The 16694-nt window shown below is 63.8% G+C and carries 13 protein-coding genes; 8 read left to right on the top strand and 5 right to left on the bottom strand.

Going from position 1 to position 16694, the window contains the following annotated elements; all coding sequences use genetic code 11:
• Window positions 1-100: 100 nt before the first annotated feature.
• Window positions 101-616 (top strand): DUF6586 family protein, encoded by a 516-nt coding sequence (locus ACN6NG_RS21070; RefSeq protein WP_084967242.1) that lies wholly within the window; start codon window positions 101-103, stop codon window positions 614-616.
• A 50-nt stretch (window positions 617-666) separates the two neighbouring features.
• Window positions 667-900: a hypothetical protein gene (locus ACN6NG_RS21065; RefSeq protein ID WP_004376430.1), complete on the top strand. Its 234-nt coding sequence runs from the start codon at window positions 667-669 to the stop codon at window positions 898-900.
• 50 nt (window positions 901-950) lie between these two features.
• Here ACN6NG_RS21065 and sulA read toward each other — a convergent pair whose 3' ends face one another.
• Together sulA and lexA are read right to left on the bottom strand one after the other, a co-directional pair.
• Entirely contained in the window at window positions 951-1427 is a 477-nt protein-coding gene (sulA, locus tag ACN6NG_RS21060) for an SOS-induced cell division inhibitor SulA (protein WP_063425182.1), read from the bottom strand.
• A gap of 13 nt (window positions 1428-1440) precedes the next feature.
• Window positions 1441-2049, bottom strand: coding sequence for a transcriptional repressor LexA (gene lexA, locus ACN6NG_RS21055; protein ID WP_063425184.1), 609 nt, complete (start codon window positions 2047-2049; stop codon window positions 1441-1443).
• A 215-nt stretch (window positions 2050-2264) separates the two neighbouring features.
• On the opposite strand from lexA, the gene ACN6NG_RS21050 reads away from it, so the two are divergent.
• The 3 genes from ACN6NG_RS21050 to nagZ are packed head-to-tail and all read left to right on the top strand — an operon-like array spanning window position 2265 to window position 4558.
• On the top strand, window positions 2265-2972 hold the full coding sequence (locus ACN6NG_RS21050) for a TetR/AcrR family transcriptional regulator (RefSeq protein ID WP_016500739.1): 708 nt from the start codon (window positions 2265-2267) through the stop codon (window positions 2970-2972).
• Window positions 2973-3012: 40 nt separating this feature from the next.
• Window positions 3013-3537: a L,D-transpeptidase family protein gene (locus tag ACN6NG_RS21045; RefSeq protein WP_474316008.1), complete on the top strand. Its 525-nt coding sequence runs from the start codon at window positions 3013-3015 to the stop codon at window positions 3535-3537.
• Window positions 3538-3559: 22 nt separating this feature from the next.
• Complete coding sequence (gene nagZ / locus ACN6NG_RS21040) at window positions 3560-4558, top strand: beta-N-acetylhexosaminidase (RefSeq protein WP_474316044.1); 999 nt, start codon at window positions 3560-3562, stop codon at window positions 4556-4558.
• A 302-nt stretch (window positions 4559-4860) separates the two neighbouring features.
• On the opposite strand, the gene ACN6NG_RS21035 is transcribed toward nagZ, so the two are convergent.
• The 3 genes from ACN6NG_RS21035 to mfd are packed head-to-tail and all read right to left on the bottom strand — an operon-like array spanning window position 4861 to window position 12208.
• The gene (locus ACN6NG_RS21035) at window positions 4861-8175 is read right to left on the bottom strand and encodes a DEAD/DEAH box helicase (protein ID WP_474316006.1); all 3315 of its coding nucleotides are present in this window, start codon (window positions 8173-8175) and stop codon (window positions 4861-4863) included.
• Window position 8176: 1 nt separating this feature from the next.
• Entirely contained in the window at window positions 8177-8749 is a 573-nt protein-coding gene (locus ACN6NG_RS21030; RefSeq protein ID WP_063425188.1) for a CsiV family protein, read from the bottom strand.
• Between the two features lie 9 nt (window positions 8750-8758).
• A complete protein-coding gene (gene mfd / locus ACN6NG_RS21025) occupies window positions 8759-12208 on the bottom strand; it encodes a transcription-repair coupling factor (RefSeq protein ID WP_258655946.1) in 3450 nt (1149 codons plus the stop codon).
• Window positions 12209-12375: 167 nt separating this feature from the next.
• Between mfd and ACN6NG_RS21020 the strand changes: the two genes are divergently transcribed.
• From ACN6NG_RS21020 to sthA, 3 genes are all read left to right on the top strand, one after another.
• Window positions 12376-13839, top strand: coding sequence for a glyceraldehyde-3-phosphate dehydrogenase (locus ACN6NG_RS21020; RefSeq protein WP_063425190.1), 1464 nt, complete (start codon window positions 12376-12378; stop codon window positions 13837-13839).
• A 210-nt stretch (window positions 13840-14049) separates the two neighbouring features.
• Window positions 14050-15048: an FAD:protein FMN transferase gene (locus tag ACN6NG_RS21015; protein WP_063425192.1), complete on the top strand. Its 999-nt coding sequence runs from the start codon at window positions 14050-14052 to the stop codon at window positions 15046-15048.
• A 203-nt stretch (window positions 15049-15251) separates the two neighbouring features.
• Window positions 15252-16646, top strand: coding sequence for a Si-specific NAD(P)(+) transhydrogenase (sthA, locus tag ACN6NG_RS21010; protein ID WP_016500731.1), 1395 nt, complete (start codon window positions 15252-15254; stop codon window positions 16644-16646).
• Window positions 16647-16694: the final 48 nt, after the last annotated feature.

Raw genomic sequence — 16694 nt, 5'->3', positions numbered from 1 at the left:
TTCTTTGTAGGAGCGGCCTTGTGCTGCGAAGGGGCGCAAAGCGGCCCTAATCATTTATGATGCATGTATCCGCCTTGCAGCCTGATGGGAGGGCACAGAAATGGCCCAGGAAACCTACACCCGCACCAACCAGAAACTGTTCTTCGCCGGTCTCGCCCTCGAGTCCATGGCCAAGGCTGAACAAAGCCAGGCCATGAACGCCCAAGGCCTGGTTCAGGCTGAGCGCGAGTCGGCGCTGTTTCACCTGTATGGCGCGCTGCTGGGCCTATGCCATGAAATCGGAGTCTTCTACCGACTGCCGGTTGTCGCAACGGTCGAGCAGGCGCTGGCCGACGATGCGCTTAATGGCATCGCCATACCGGAAGTGGCCGAGTTGCTGGAATTGGCCCGCCAGCGCGAAACTTGGCTGGCGCAGATGCTGAGTGCTTATGCCGATTTGTTCCGACCACCGGTCGCCAGGAAAGCGCCAAAAACCGACGTCACCCAGCCATTGATCCAGGCCGTCAATCTCGATGAGCCCGAGCATCCTGCGCTGTCGCGTGCTGAGCTGGAAAGCTGGCGCAACAACCTCAAGGGCCTGGTGAGACGTTTCCGCGATGCGTTGAGTGAGTGCTGATAGCCGTTACGGCTGGTACAATATTCGCCTTTCGCGGAGAACTGCCTTTTATGTCTACGTCTTTTCTGGAAATTGTCGAGTTGCCTGATGGCCGCATCGAACTGCGTCGCGCCGAGGATGAGGGCTCCCTGGTAACCTTGGATTTCTCGGAAGACGCCAAGGCGTTCCTGCAGGGCCAGCATGTAGAAGTGGCCAAGGCCATGCTCAGCGTGGGTGTGCAGATGGCAGGTCGCCTTATGGATGGCGAGCTTGAGCGTGATGAAGGGCCGCGCGTGCTGCACTGAAGGTGCAGCAGGGCATCAGGTTTGTTCAAATGACAGGCAAAGCCTGAACATCAGCCGAGGCGGATGTTCAGGCTTTGTGCGTTTCCGACACTGGCAGCGCGCAGCAATTGCTGGCGTGCAGTGGCGTTGACGTTGCCCAGCCAGCTGACCACGGTGTGGCTGAGGCCCAGGCGCAAGGCTTCGCAGGCCAGTTGCAGCGGGGTTTGGTTGCCGCGAGGCTGCAGCAGCAGGATGCGTTCACGGTTGAGGCCTGCATCGCGCAGCCAGGCCTGGGTCAGGCTCGACGGCGGGGCGATCAGGGTCAGCCAGCGGGCCTCGTCCTCTTCGCTCAACTCGCGCAATACCGGTGCCAGCAGGCTTTGGCAGTGCCCGGGGGCGCCGCGCAGCGACAATTCGCTGAACAGTTCTGGCTGGTTGCTCTTGCGCGCCAGTTCGCTGGCTTTCAGGCCCGGTAGTACGGGCTGGGCGAGAAATGCTTCGAACAGGGGCAACTGGGCTTGCTCGGGTGCGTGAATGAACTGCTGCATGACGCCTCCTGGATCAGCGGCGAATGACGCCGACGCTCAAGCCCTCAATCACCAGTTCCTGATCTTTCAGGTCGACTTCGATGGGGGCGAATTCGGGGTTTTCGGCAAGCAGCCAGACTTTGCTGCCTTCACGCTTGAAGCGCTTGACGGTCACTTCGTCACCGATGCGGGCCACGACAATCTGACCGTTGCGGGCTTCGCGGCAGGTGTGTACTGCCAGCAGGTCGCCGTCGAAGATGCCGACGTCCTTCATGCTCATGCCGTGGACGCGCAACAAATAATCAGCCTGGGGGTGGAAGAAGGCAGGGTTGATATTGCAGGATTGCTCAATGTGCTGTTCGGCAAGGATCGGCGCGCCGGCAGCCACCCGGCCGATGATTGGCAGGCCGGTTTCTTCTGCCTTGGTTTCCAGGCCGGGGATGCGGATGCCGCGGGAGGCGCCCGGGGTCATCTCGATCGCACCCTTGCGGGCGAGGGCCTTGAGGTGCTCCTCGGCGGCGTTGGGCGACTTGAAGCCCAGCTCCTGAGCGATCTCGGCACGTGTCGGCGGGAAGCCGTTGTCTTCGAGGCAGCGCTTGATGAACGCGAGAATTTCGGCTTGGCGTGGCGTCAGTTTCAACATGGTGAGCGCTCTGTCTTTTTGTACAGTGACTGGGATTATATACAGTACTGGATGCGCTGCAAGCCAAATGGCGCAATAAACCTGAGCGGTGGCGCTTGCAGCCCGCAGCCTGGCGCTTTTAAATGGCGACCGCCCGGTCACCGAGCCTTGACAGAAGCAGGCCTGAAACGTATGTTTCAAACACCTGTTTGTCTGGCGGAGCACGCGGAGTAGTCATGGCCCAATCGGAAACCGTTGAACGCATTCTCGATGCTGCCGAGCAGCTGTTCGCGGAAAGGGGGTTCGCTGAGACCTCGTTGCGGCTGATCACCAGCAAGGCCGGGGTCAACCTGGCGGCGGTCAACTATCACTTCGGCTCCAAGAAGGCACTTATCCAGGCCGTGTTCTCGCGCTTCCTCGGGCCGTTCTGCGCCAGCCTCGAGCGCGAGCTGGAGCGGCGCCAGGCCAAACCGGAGCACAAGCCCAGCCTCGAAGAGCTGCTGGAGATGCTGGTGGAACAGGCGTTGGCCGTGCAGCCTCGCAGCAATAACGATCTGTCGATCTTCATGCGCCTGCTGGGCCTGGCCTTCAGCCAGAGCCAGGGCCACCTGCGGCGTTACCTGGAAGACATGTACGGCAAAGTGTTCCGCCGCTACATGCTGCTGGTCAACGAGGCCGCGCCTCGTATTCCGCCACTGGAACTGTTCTGGCGCGTGCACTTCATGCTGGGTGCCGCCGCCTTCAGCATGTCCGGCATCAAGGCCCTGCGGGCAATTGCCGAGACCGACTTTGGCATCAACACCTCGATCGAGCAGGTGATGCGCCTGATGGTACCGTTCCTGGCCGCAGGCATGCGTGCCGACAGCGGCGTCACCGACGAGGCCATGGCCACGGCGCAGCTGCGACCACGCAGCAAGACTACCGCGATCACCGCCAAGGCCTGAAGGCTGGGCGGGGCAGGGCGCTTCGGCTAAGCTAGCGCCCATGCCCGATCTCGACCTGCTGCACATTTCCCTCGCCGACCAATGCCTGTATGGTTTTGCCCGTGACCAGCTGCGCGTGCGCCTGTCGGTTTCCACGGCGCGCAACGGTGCCGGCGAGCGCAATGGCTCGGGATGCACGCCGCGTGGCCTGCACCAGGTGCGGGCGAAGATCGGCGCGGGCCTGCCGCTTGATGCGGTGCTGGTCGGGCGGCGCTGGACGGGTGAGGTGTGGTCGCCGGCGTTGCACGCGCAATACCCCGGCCGCGACTGGATCCTGACTCGCATCCTCTGGCTAAGCGGCTGCGAACCTGGCGTCAATCGCCTGGGCGCGGTCGACACCTTCCGCCGCTTTATCTACCTGCACGGCACCCCGGATACGGAACCCATGGGCGTAGCGCTGTCCCATGGCTGCATACGCCTGCGCAACACTGACTTGCTTGGCCTGTTCGACCGTATCGGGGTGCATTGCCCGGTGCAGGTCGCAGAGGCCGCATGCCCTGATTGGGCTTCTCTCGTTCTGCAATGAAGGATTACCTATGACCGTCAGCCTGCAAGGCTCCCTGATGGTGGATATCGCCGGTAAATGGCTGACCGCCGAAGACCGTCACTTGCTGCGCCAACCCGAAGTGGCCGGCCTGATCATCTTTGCCCGCAACATCGACAGCCCACGTCAGGTGCGTGAGCTGTGCGCGTCGATCCGTGCCACCCGCCCCGACCTGATTCTGGCGGTGGACCAGGAAGGTGGTCGCGTGCAGCGCCTGCGTCAGGGTTTCGTGCGCCTGCCGGCCATGCGTGCGCTGGCCGACAATGACAACGCCGAATACCTGGCGGAGCAGTGCGGTTGGCTGATGGCGACCGAGGTGCTGGCGGTTGGCCTGGACCTCAGCTTTGCCCCGGTGCTCGACCTGGACCACCAGCGTAGCGCCGTGGTCGGCAGCCGTGCCTTCGAGGGTGACCCGCTGCGTGCCACGCAACTGGCGGGGGCGTTCATTCGCGGTATGAACGCCGCAGGCATGGCTGCCTGTGGCAAGCACTTCCCGGGGCATGGCTGGGCCGAGGCTGACTCGCATGTGGCCATTCCCACCGATGAGCGCAGCCTTGAGCAATTGCGCCAGGCCGACCTGGTGCCATTTTCGCGCCTGAGCGGGCAACTGGCGGCGGTGATGCCGGCGCATGTCATCTACCCGCAGGTCGACAACCAGCCAGCCGGTTTCTCCCGGCGTTGGCTGCAGGACATCCTGCGCGGTGAACTGGGCTTTGACGGGGTGATCTTCAGTGATGACCTGTCGATGGCCGGTGCGCATGTGGTGGGTGATGCGGCCAGCCGTATCGAGGCGGCGTTGAGCGCCGGCTGTGACATGGGCCTGGTGTGCAATGACCGGGCGGCAGCAGAGCTGGCACTGAGTGCTGCGCAGCGCATGAAGGTCAAGCCATCGCCGCGGATTGCGCGGATGCGCGGGCAAGGGTTTGCTCGCACCGATTATCGCCAGCAGCCCCGCTGGCTGGAGGCGTTGGGGGCGTTGAAGGAAGCTCAGCTGGTCGATTGAGCATGAAGCGCCTGTCGTGAGGGTTTTGTTCGCTGCGAGATCGAGCGCCGCCCGCGCGGCGCATCGCGAGCTGCGCTCGCTCCTACGTTTGTTTCGGGCCAGTCAAGCCTGTGACAGGCGCGCGCGACCCCCTTGTCCATACGACGCAATACCGAGACATGCGCCAAAGCGTTCGCGCGCAAATCCCCAAGGAATGATTGGCCCGAAACAAACGTAGGAGCGAGCGCAGCTCGCGATGCGCCGCGCGGGCGGCGCTCGATCTTGCAGGCGAAATCTCCCTAAAGGCTTGCACTCCGAATCAATTACCGCCCGCGCTTGCCTGGCAATGGCGCAAACAGTGCCTCGATTTCTTCATCGCCCATGCGCCATTGCCCAGCCTGCCCGCCATCCAGCAAGCTGGCCGCCAGCGCCGCTTTTTCCTGCTGCAACAACTGGATCTTCTCTTCCACCGTACCCCGGGTTATCAGCTTGAACACGAACACCGGCTTGTCCTGGCCAATGCGGTAGGCGCGGTCGGTGGCCTGGTTTTCGCTGGCCGGGTTCCACCAGGGGTCGAAGTGGATCACCGTGTCCGCGGCCGTCAGGTTCAAGCCCACGCCACCGGCCTTGAGGCTGATCAGGAACACTTCGCTGTCACCCTGCTGGAACTGCTGCACAGGCGTGCGACGGTCCCGGGTATCACCGGTCAGCAGGCTGTAGCGGATGCTGCGTTTTTCCAGCTCCTGCTGGATCAGCGCCAGCATCGAGGTGAACTGCGAGAACAGCAGCACCCGGCGCCCTTCGCTTAACAGCTCTTCGAGCATTTCCAGCAGTGCGCCCAGCTTGCCCTTGTCAGCCTGGTTGCCTTTGCTTTCCACGCCCTTGACCAGCCGCAGGTCGCAGCACACCTGGCGCAGTTTGAGCAGCGCGTCGAGGATGACGATCTGGCTGCGCGCCGCGCCATTGCGGGCGATTTCGTCGCGGACTTTCTTGTCCATGGCCACCCGCACGGCCTCGTAGGTATCGCGCTGGGCGTCGCTGAGCTCGACCCAGTGCACCATCTCGGTCTTGGCCGGCAACTCGGTGGCCACCTGCTCCTTGGTGCGGCGCAGCAGGAACGGGCGGATGCGCGTGACCAGATGGCCCAGCCGCTCAGCGTCGCCATGGCGTTCGATCGGGGTGCGGTAGTCTTGGTTGAAGCGTTTGACATCGCCCAGCCAGCCGGGCATGAGGAAGTGGAAGATCGACCACAGCTCGCCCAGGTTGTTTTCCATCGGCGTGCCGGTCAGGCACAGGCGCTGGCCGGCCTGTAGCTCGCAGACGGCGAGGGCGGCCTTGCTGGTGCTGCTCTTGATGTTCTGTGCCTCGTCCAGTACCAGCACGTGCCAGGCCTGGGCGCGCAGGTGTTCGAGGTCGCGTGGCACCAGGGCATAGGTGGTCAGGACCAGGTCGTATTCATGCAGCTTGGCAAAATGCTTGCTGCGACCCGGCCCATGCAGTGCCAGCACGCGCAGGTCGGGGGCAAAGCGCTGGGCTTCGTCCAGCCAGTTGGGTATCAGGCTGGTGGGCATGACCGCCAGGGCTGGTGCTTCCAGGCGCCCGGACTCTTTCTCCAGCAGCAGGTGTGCCAGGGCCTGCAGGGTCTTGCCCAGGCCCATGTCGTCACCGAGGATGCCCCCGGTGCCCATCTCCCGCAGTGCCTGCAGCCAGTTCAGGCCCTGCTGCTGATAGGGGCGCAAGCTGGCCTGCAGCCCGGCGGGTGGGGCCACTTGCAGGTCGCGGGCATCACGCAGGCGGCGGCCCAGATCGCGCACGTGCTGGCCCCCTTCCCAGTGCAGGTGCAGGCCGTCGATGTCGTTCAGGCGCGCGGCGTCGGCGCGCTCCATGCGCAGCGCCGGGCCCGCAGTGTCTTCGTGCAGGTACAGCTCGCCCAAGGTGCCCATCACGGCCTTGATGCGGCCGTAGGGCAGGGCGACGCGCAACGCCGGTGCATCCAGGCGGCCGCGGTTCAGGTCGATCAGCAGGTGTTCATCGTCACTGCGCCGGGCCAGTTCGTTGGGGCGCAGCAGCTCCGGGCTGCTGCGTAGCAGTTGCAGCACGATTGGCAGCAAGCTGTGACGCTGGCCGTCGACCACGATGCCCAGCTCCAGGTCGAACCATTCATGGCCGGGCGCTTCGTCGATGGTGGCGTACCAGTCGTCCACCTCCTGCAGGTTGAAGGCGAAGTCACGGTGGACGTCTATGTTCCAGCCGGCTTGGCGCAGGCGTGGCAGGCCCTCACGGGCGAAGCGCAGCCAGGCTTCGTCGTCGGGCAGTTGGAACATTTCGCCGGCACTGTCGGGCAGCGCCTTGCTCTGCCGGGTAGCGGCCTTGAAGCCCAGGTCGCGTAACACTTTGCGCAGGGCCTGCTCGGCTTGCGGCTGGCGGCGGATGCGCTGGCTGGTATTGCCGACCAGGCGGGTCAACGGCTTTTCGTCAGTGCCGCTGGCGCGCAGGTCGTCGTAGTCGAATGCCAGTGCGGCACGGTGTTGCATTTGCCGCTGCATACGCCCGGTCTTGGGCATATAGGCGCTGAATTCGAGGCTGCCCAGCGTCAATCGCCCTCTTGGCGTGATGTCTTCGATGTGCTCGGTGCTCACGGCAGTGGGCGTGGGGACGTGACGGTTCAAGGCGTTCAATCGATGACTCAAGGGGATGACCAGATGCTCGGGCACGATGGGCGCGCGTGCAAGCTGGCTGGCAATGAAGGGGTCGAGGTCGTGGCGCAGCTTGCCGGTCAGATGCTGCTGCCGGTCAACATAGTGCATGGGCTCGATGGGCACCGCATGCAACTGCTCGTGACCATTGTGATACCAGGCGCCACGGTAGCTGCCATTGTCCAGCCTGACCCAGCGGAACTCGGCATGTAGCTCCGGCCCCGGGGCCAGTGGCGCCAAGTCGTCTTCAAACAGCAGGCGGCCCGTGGCCAGGGCATAGCTGTAGAGCTCACCGCCCGGTTTGCCTTCCAGTTGCACCGTGGCCGCCATCGTTTCGCGGCGGGCATCGATCAGGCGCAACAGCCGCGCATCGTCTTCTGTGACGTAGCGAGGCGTGTAGTAGAGCATTTCGGGCATCGATGTGATGCGGCCGATCTTCAGGGTGTCGTCTGCCTGGCGGGTACCTTTGATTGGCTCAAGCCGCCAGAGCCCGTGATCCACCTGAATGCGGTAATAGATTGCCGGGCCCTTGCGCGCTGGCCCTTGAGGCGTTGGCTGCGAGGGGGACTCAAGGGCTTCAACCCATAGGTTGAGGTCCGGTGGCAGCGACAGGGCGGATTGTTCATGGGGGGCTGTGGCGTCGGGGCCGTCCTGCAATTGCAGCAGCGCCGCAACGCAGTGTTTGCAGTTGAGCCCGACTGGGCAGCTGCATTTGCCAAATACCCGCAGGTCCCCATGGTTGACGACCAGGCGGATTATCTGCTGGTAGGTCTCACCTGCCGAGCCCTTGCAGATGGCCTCCACCGTTGCGCCATCCTGCGACAGGAGGCGTGCCCGCGCTTGCGCAGCATAGCTGCGGCCTCGTGCCAGCGTGCCGGCCTCGATGAAGTCGACCCAGCCCGGATAGGCCCTGAGTAGCTGCTGCGCATCGCCCTCGCTCACATCACTGCTCCATCATCTCCGGGTCCATCACCGGCATTTTCGGCGTGCCCGGTGGTGTCACCTTCAACAGCACCGCCAGGTGACCGCCGTCGAGGAAGGTCAGCTGGCCGCCCTTGACGTTGCTGTTGCTCTGCTTGAACTGCTCGCTTTGCAGGACGCTGCCGTTGCCGTCCAGCTGGTTGACCCAGAAGTTGGCCTCGACCGCGATAAAGCGGCCTTCAGCGATGCTCAGGTTGCCTTCGATGGGGAAGTGGCCGAACTGTTCGGTGCCTTCACCCAGGGCGATGCGGCTGGGTTCGCTGCCCACCTGCTGCTGCCAGGCCTTGTGCATCAATACGGTGTAGTCGGCAGTGGCTTCCAGGCGGGTGGCTTCGTCTTCCAGCGCCAGGCGGCGCTCGGCGTCCTTCGCCAGGCGTGGGGCGCCGGCGCTCCAGTCTTCCGGGGCAAACGGGCTGGTGAAGGCAGGCACGCTGTTCTGCCGCACCAGAATCATTTCTACCTGATACAGGCCTTCGGCGAAGGCGGCTGGCGCGAACAGCGCCAGCAGCAGGGTCAGGCAACGGATGGCACGCATGGATCTTCCTTAGGCAGGCTGTGGTGTCAGGCGCTCGAACAGCGCCTCCAGGGTATTGAAGCGTTCGTCGGGGCGTTCCATCGGCACCAGGAAGCGGAACTGGGTGGCGCCTTCGAACTTGTAGCGTTTGGGCTGGCCCTGGATCAGCTTGATCAGGGTCAGCGGGTCGACCGGGGTTTCGGCCTCGAACTCCAGCTTGCCGCCATTGGGGCCGGCATCGACTTTCTTGATGCCGAGCTTTTCTGCGTGCAGCTTGAGCGAGGTCAGGCGCATCAGGTTCTTGGTCGGCTCTGGCAGCAGGCCGAAGCGGTCGATCATTTCCACTTGCAGGTCTTTGAGGCCTTCTTCGTCGGCGGCCGAGGCAATGCGCTTGTACAGGATCAGCCGCGCATGCACGTCGGGCAGGTAGCTCTCGGGGATCAGCGCTGGCAGGCGCAGGTTGATCTCCGGGCCGCCGCCCAGCGGCTGCTCCAGATTTGGCTGGGTACCCTTGCGGATCGCCTTGACCGCGCGCTCGAGCATTTCCATGTACAGGGTGAAGCCCACCGCCTGGATCTGCCCGCTCTGGCCTTCGCCCAGCAGCTCGCCGGCACCGCGGATTTCCAGGTCGTTGGTGGCCAGCACGAAGCCGGCGCCCAGGTCCTGGGTGTTGGCTATGGCCTCCAGGCGTTTTTCGGCGTCGGCGCTGACCTTTTGCCGGGTTGGGGTGAGCAGGTAGGCGTAGGCCTGGTGGTGGCTACGGCCGACCCGGCCACGCAGCTGGTGCAGCTGGGCCAGGCCGAACTTGTCGGCGCGCTCGATGACGATGGTGTTGGCGCTGGGCACGTCGATGCCGGTTTCGATGATGGTCGACGCCACCAGCACGTTGAAGCGCTTGTGGTAGAAATCGCTCATCACCTGTTCCAGCTCGCGCTCGCGCATTTGCCCGTGGCCGATGCCGATACGTGCCTCGGGCACCAGTTCGGCAAGGTCGGCGGCGCATTTTTCGATGGTTTTCACATCGTTGTGCAGGTAGTACACCTGGCCACCGCGCAGCAGCTCACGCAGCAGCGCCTCCTTGACCGTGCTCTTGTTCTGCTCCATGACAAAGGTGCGCACCGACAGGCGGCGCGCCGGCGGCGTGGCGATGATCGACAGGTCCCGCATGCCAGCCACTGCCATGTTCAGCGTGCGCGGAATCGGCGTGGCGGTCAGGGTGAGGATGTCGACCTCGCTGCGCAGGGCCTTCAGCTGCTCCTTCTGGCGCACGCCAAAGCGGTGCTCTTCGTCGATGATGGCCAGGCCCAGGTCCTTGAAGCGCACATCGTCCTGCAGCAGCTTGTGGGTGCCGATGAGGATGTCGATCTTGCCTTCGGCCAGGTCGGCGGCGGCGGCGGCCACCTCTTTGGCCGACTTGAAGCGGCTCATCACCTCCACGGTCACCGGCCAGTCGGCAAAGCGGTCGCGGAAGCTGTTGTAGTGTTGCTGGGCGAGCAGGGTAGTGGGCACCAGCACCGCTACCTGGCGGCCACTGTGCACGGCGATGAACGCGGCGCGCATGGCCACTTCGGTTTTGCCGAAGCCGACGTCGCCGCACACCAGGCGGTCCATCGGCTTGGGCGCCAGCATGTCGGCCCGCACGGCCTCGATGGCGGTTTGCTGGTCCGGGGTTTCTTCGAACGGGAAGCCGGCGCTGAAGGTGGCGTAGTCGGCGGACGGGTCGGCAAACGCATAACCCTTGCGCGCGGCGCGGCGGGCATAGATGTCGAGCAGTTCGGCGGCCACGTCGCGCACCTGTTCGGCGGCCTTGCGCTTGGCTTTCTGCCAGGCCTCGGAGCCCAGCCGGTGCAACGGTGCCAGGGCATCGTCGCTGCCGGTGTAGCGGGCAATCAGGTGCAGGTTGGCCACCGGCACGTACAGCTTGGCGTTCTCGGCGTATTCCAGGGTGAGGAACTCGGCAGCCTGGCCGTCGATCTCCAGGGTGGCCAGGCCCAGGTAGCGGCCCACGCCATGGTCGATGTGCACCACTGGCGCGCCTTCGCGCAGCTCGGTGAGGTTCTTGATGACCGCGTCGTTGGCGGTTTCGCCGCGCTTGTCGCGGCGGCGGCGCTGCATCACTCTCTGGCCGAACAACGGGCTTTCCGCGACCAGGGCCAGGCCTGGGTCGTCCAGCACCAGGCCGTCGTCCAGCGGGGCGATGGTGATCGCCAGGCGCTCGCTGCCAGTGATGAAGTCGGCCCAGCCGTCGACGGTGTGCGGGCGCAGTTTCAGCCGTTCCAGCAACTCCAGCAGCACTTCGCGGCGGCCGGCCGACTCGGCGGTGAACAGCACGCGGCCGGGGAACTGGTCGAGGAAGCTGGCCAGTTCGGCCAGCGGCTGGTTGGCCTTCGCCTCGATGGCCAGGTTGGGCAGGGCGCGGGCCGGGAAGCGCTCGCGACCCACGCCCGGTTCGATGTCCTCGCTGCTGACCACCACCCGCGGCCATTGCTTGAGCCGGGCGAAGCAGTCTTCCACCGGCATGAATAGCTCGGCGGGCGGCAGCAGCGGGCGGCTGAGGTCGCCGCGGCGGTCTTCATAACGCCCGCGCACGTCGTTCCAGAAGTGTTCGGCGGCCTGTTCCACACCGGGCAGCGAAAACACCTGGGTGTCGGCTGGCAGGTAGTCGAACAGGGTGGAAGTTTCTTCGAAGAACAGCGGCAGGTAGTACTCGATGCCGGCAGGGATGATACCGCTGGCCAGGTCCTGGAAGATTGCGCTGCGGCGGAAGTCGACGTCGAAGCGTTCACGGAAGCGTGCCTTGAAGCGGGTCACTTCCTCTTTCTGCATCGGAAATTCGCGTGCCGGCAGCAGGCGCACCGAATCCACCTTGTCGATCGAGCGCTGGGTCTCGGGGTCGAAGGTGCGCAGTGTCTCGATCTCATCGTCGAACAAGTCGATGCGGTAGGGCAGCTTGCTGCCCATCGGGAACAGGTCGATTAGCGCGCCGCGCACGGCGAACTCGCCATGTTCATAGACGGTGTCGACGCAACGATAGCCACTGGCCTCCAGACGCGTGCGCATCTGCTCCACGTCGATGGTCTGGCCCACGTCCAGCACCAGGCTGCTGCCCAGCAGGAAGCGCGTGGGCGCCAGGCGGTGCAGGGCGGTGGTGACCGGCACCACCAGGATGCCGTGGCTCAGCTCCGGCAGGCGGTACAGGCTGGCGATGCGCTGGGAAATGATGTCCTGGTGTGGCGAGAACAGGTCGTAGGGCAGGGTTTCCCAGTCGGGGAACGGCAGCACTGGCAGGTCGGGGGCGAAGAAGCGCAGCTCCTGCTCCAGACGGTCGGCGGCCTGGCTGTCGGCGGTCAGCAGCAGGGTGAAGCGGCCAGCGTTGCTGGCAGCCTCGGCGATGGCAAGGCTGAGGGCGGCACCGGGCAGGTTACCCCAGGTTTGTTTGCCGGCCGTGGCCGACATGTGCGGTAGGCGCAGAACTGACACGGGAGATTGCACTCCAAGCGTTGCGGCAAAGACACCGATTGTACCGGTGAGCGTGCCGGCTGTCAGGCTCGAAAGGGCGTGAACGCTGGCTTGCATCGCTACGACAGGCGCTCATTGCCGGTTCCGCGTCGGGGCGTCATAATGTAGCCCCTTTTTTCTGTCCCTACATGTGGAAGGTTCCCGTGACTCAGAAGCCCGACCAGTGTCTTGGTGAGTGGATTGATCGTGAAGCTCTGGCTGAAGCGATGATCCCGCTTATCGGTCAGCTCTACCGCAACAATAACGTGGTGAGCTCGATTTATGGCCGTAGCCTGATCAACCGTTCGGTTATCTCGATCCTCAAGGCGCACCGCTTTGCGCGTCATCGTCAAGCCGACGAAACCGAACTGTCCGTCCACGAGACATTCCCCCTGCTCAAGGCCATGAGCGAGCTGAAACTGGGCGCCGCTTCGGTCGACCTGGGCAAGCTGGCCAACAAGTTCAAGCAGGAAGGCAATGGCCGCACTGCCGAGCAGTTCGTCCGTGAAGAGCTGGCCGACGTGGTTGGCCAGCAGAATGCTTCGGCGCGCAAAGGCACCGACGTTGTCCTGTACGGCTTCGGCCGCATCGGCCGCCTGCTGGCGCGCATCCTGATCGAGAAGACCGGTGGCGGCGACGGCCTGCGCCTGCGTGCGATCGTCGTGCGCAAAGGCGCCGAGAACGACCTGGTCAAGCGTGCCAGCCTGCTGCGTCGTGACTCGGTGCACGGCCCGTTCGATGGCACCATCACCATCGACGAAGCCAACAACACCATCACCGCCAACGGCAACCTGATCCAGGTTATCTACGCCAAGAGCCCGAGCGAAGTCGACTACACCCAGTACGGCATCGACAACGCGCTGATCGTCGACAACACCGGCGTATGGCGTGATGCCGACGGCCTGGGCCAGCACCTGGCCTGCCCGGGCGCTGCCCGCGTGATCCTCACCGCACCTGGCAAGGGCGCGCTGAAGAACATCGTGCACGGCATCAACCACGGTGACATCGCTGCTGATGACAAGATCATCTCGGCGGCCTCCTGCACCACCAATGCCATCGTGCCGGTGCTGAAGGCGGTCAACGACAAGTACGGCATCATCAACGGCCACGTCGAAACCGTTCACTCGTTCACCAACGACCAGAACCTGATCGACAACTTCCACAAGGGCAGCCGCCGTGGTCGTGCCGCGCCGCTGAACATGGTCATCACCGAAACCGGCGCCGCCACTGCTGCTGCCAAGGCGCTGCCAGTGCTGAAGGGCAAGCTGACCGGCAACGCCATTCGTGTGCCGACGCCAAACGTTTCGATGGCCATCCTGAACCTGAACCTGGAAAAGGCCACCAACCGCGACGAGATCAACGAGTACCTGCGCCAGACGGCCATGCACTCGGAACTGCACAAGCAGATCGACTACGTCAGCTCGCAGGAAGTGGTTTCGACCGACTTCGTTGGCTCGCGCCACGCCGGTGTGGTTGATGCTGAAGCCACCATCGCCAACGACAACCGCGTTGTCCTGTACGTCTGGTACGACAACGAATTCGGTTACAGCTGCCAGGTGGTTCGCGTGATGGAAGACATGGCCGGTGTGAACCCGCCAGCGTTTCCACGCTGATTCGCTTGTAAGGCAATGAAAAAACGGGAACCTTCGGGTTCCCGTTTTTTTTGCCTGATGAACTGATCGGGCATCTACTGTGTCTGTACTGGCCTCATCGCCGGCAAGCCAGCTCCCACAGGTACTGCACAGTCGTCAGCCTCAGCTCAGTACTTGTGGGAGCTGGCTTGCCGGCGATGAGGCCAGTGCAGGCAACCGAGAGCCCGAACCTTGCGCACAGCCTTACTGTTCATCCTCCTACTGCTCACCGCCTGCAACCAGGGCCCCACCCTGGAGCGCCTGGGCGGCCCGACCATGGGTAGCAGCTACAGCATCCAATACGTCCGCGAGCCCGGTGGTCCGGCGCCGGCCCAGGTGCAGGCGGCGGTCGAAACCATCCTTGGCGACATCGACCGGCACTATTCGACCTACCGTGGCGATTCCACCGTCAGCCGTTTCAACCAGTTGCCCGCCAACCAGTGCCTGGCCCTGCCGCCCGACATGCTTGAACTGGTTGCCCTTGGCCAGCAACTGGCCGAGCAGAGTGATGGCGCCTTTGACCTCACCGTTGAACCCTTGCTTGACCTGTGGGGCTTCGGCCCCCAGGCCCGCCACGAGCAGGTGCCCGACCCGCAAGCCCTGGCTCAGGTTCGTCAGCGCGTGGGCTACCGGCACTTGCATGTGCAAGGCCAGGCCCTGTGCAAGGACGCCCCGGTGCAGCTCGACTTCAACAGTATCGCCGCCGGCCATGCCGTGGACTTGATCGCCGCGCGCCTGCTTGCCATGGGTGTCGCCAGTTTTGTCGCCGAGGCCACTGGCGAACTCAAGGCGGTTGGCCGCAAACCCGACGGCAGCCCCTGGCGGATCGCCCTGGAATTGCCCCGCGAAGACCGTCAGATCGCCCGGCAGATCATTGCGGTCAATGGCCTTTCGGTCTCAACCTCGGGTGACTATCGGCACTATTTCGAGGAGAATGGCCGGCGCTATTCGCACACCTTCGATGCCCGTCTCGGGCGCCCTGTGCAGCACGACCTGGCCGCAGCCACCGTGCTGGATGTCTCGGCGTTGCAGGCCGACGGCTACTCGACACTGCTGCTGATCCTTGGCCCTGAGCGTGGCTGGGATTATGCCGTGGCGCATGGCCTGGCCGCGGTATTGGTGACTCGGGCCGAGGGTGGCTTCGTCTCTCGAGCTACGCCCGCATTCGAACGGGCAGTGAAAGGCGATTGAAAGCGCAGGCAGGGATGATTGCCGCCAGGGAATGGGTGAACCATATGTAGTGCGGGCAAAATTGGCCTACGACGCGACCAAGGGTTAATGTGCGCGGCGTTCACGCTTGATTAGACTGCACCCGAATTTTCTCATGACGCCCCGGCGGCATGATCGCGCCCCGCGAGCGACCGTGGCTTGCGGGCAGTTCTGAAGGAGTACGCATGGCTGTCTACAACTACGACGTAGTGGTGCTGGGTTCTGGCCCGGCCGGTGAAGGCGCGGCAATGAACGCCGCCAAAGCAGGGCGCAAGGTAGCGATGGTTGATGACCGTCGCCAAGTCGGTGGCAACTGCACGCACCTGGGTACCATCCCGTCCAAGGCACTGCGTCACTCGGTGCGGCAGATCATGCAGTTCAACACCAACCCGATGTTCCGGGCCATCGGTGAGCCCCGCTGGTTCTCGTTTCCGGACGTGCTGAAAAGCGCCGAGAAGGTGATTTCCAAGCAAGTGGCATCGCGCACCGGCTACTACGCCCGCAACCGTGTCGATGTGTTCTTCGGCACCGGCAGCTTCGCCGACGAGCAAACCGTTGAAGTGGTGTGCCCGAACGGTGTGGTGGAAAAGCTCAACGCCAAGCACATCATCATTGCCACCGGCTCGCGCCCGTACCGCCCGGCCGATATCGACTTCCACCACCCGCGCGTCTACGACAGCGACACCATCCTCAGCCTCAGCCACACCCCGCGCAAGCTGATCGTGTACGGCGCTGGCGTGATCGGTTGCGAATATGCGTCGATCTTCAGCGGCCTGGGCGTGCTGGTAGAGCTGGTGGACAACCGTGGCCAGTTGTTGAGCTTCCTGGATTCGGAAATTTCCCAGGCACTGAGCTACCACTTCAGCAACAACAACATCACCGTGCGCCACAACGAAGAGTATGAGCGCGTCGAAGGCCTGGACAACGGGGTGATCCTGCACCTGAAATCGGGCAAGAAGATCAAGGCCGACGCCTTGCTGTGGTGCAACGGCCGTACCGGCAACACCGACAAGCTGGGCCTGGAAAACATCGGCATCAAGGTCAACAGTCGTGGCCAGATCGAGGTTGACCAGGCTTACCGCACCACCGTGCCGAACATCTACGGCGCCGGTGACGTGATCGGCTGGCCGAGCCTGGCCAGTGCCGCCCATGACCAGGGCCGCTCTGCGGCTGGCAGCATCGTCGACAACGGCAGCTGGCGCTTCGTCAACGACGTACCGACCGGCATCTACACCATTCCGGAAATCAGCTCGATCGGCAAGAACGAGCAGGAACTGACCCAGGCCAAGGTGCCGTATGAAGTGGGCAAGGCCTTCTTCAAGGGCATGGCGCGTGCGCAGATCGCCGGCGAGCCGCAGGGCATGCTGAAGATCCTGTTCCACCGTGAAACCCTGGAAATCCTCGGCGTACACTGCTTCGGCTACCAGGCTTCGGAAATCGTCCACATTGGCCAGGCGATCATGAATCAGCCGGGTGAGCTGAACAACCTGAAGTACTTCGTCAACACCACGTTCAACTACCCGACCATGGCCGAAGCCTACCGGGTAGCTGCCTACGACGGCCTGAACCGGCTTTTTTGAGCGGCTCCGACCGGTGGCCTGAGCCGGTCGGAGAGACCGATTTCAACC

Source organism: Pseudomonas sp. TSO6, from assembly GCF_056098905.1.
The sequence above is the reverse complement of the archived record's forward strand: the minus strand, read 5'-3'. Positions and strand labels throughout refer to the sequence as shown.

Bases quoted from the DNA above. Each gene is read 5' to 3' on its own strand.
- ACN6NG_RS21070 (WP_084967242.1), top strand. From the start codon at position 101: ATGGCCCAGGAAACCTACACCCGCACCAACCAGAAACTGTTCTTCGCC.
- ACN6NG_RS21065 (WP_004376430.1), top strand. From the start codon at position 667: ATGTCTACGTCTTTTCTGGAAATTGTCGAGTTGCCTGATGGCCGCATC.
- sulA (WP_063425182.1), bottom strand. From the start codon at position 1,427: ATGCAGCAGTTCATTCACGCACCCGAGCAAGCCCAGTTGCCCCTGTTC.
- lexA (WP_063425184.1), bottom strand. From the start codon at position 2,049: ATGTTGAAACTGACGCCACGCCAAGCCGAAATTCTCGCGTTCATCAAG.
- ACN6NG_RS21050 (WP_016500739.1), top strand. From the start codon at position 2,265: ATGGCCCAATCGGAAACCGTTGAACGCATTCTCGATGCTGCCGAGCAG.
- ACN6NG_RS21045 (WP_474316008.1), top strand. From the start codon at position 3,013: ATGCCCGATCTCGACCTGCTGCACATTTCCCTCGCCGACCAATGCCTG.
- ACN6NG_RS21030 (WP_063425188.1), bottom strand. From the start codon at position 8,749: ATGCGTGCCATCCGTTGCCTGACCCTGCTGCTGGCGCTGTTCGCGCCA.
- ACN6NG_RS21020 (WP_063425190.1), top strand. From the start codon at position 12,376: ATGTGGAAGGTTCCCGTGACTCAGAAGCCCGACCAGTGTCTTGGTGAG.
- sthA (WP_016500731.1), top strand. From the start codon at position 15,252: ATGGCTGTCTACAACTACGACGTAGTGGTGCTGGGTTCTGGCCCGGCC.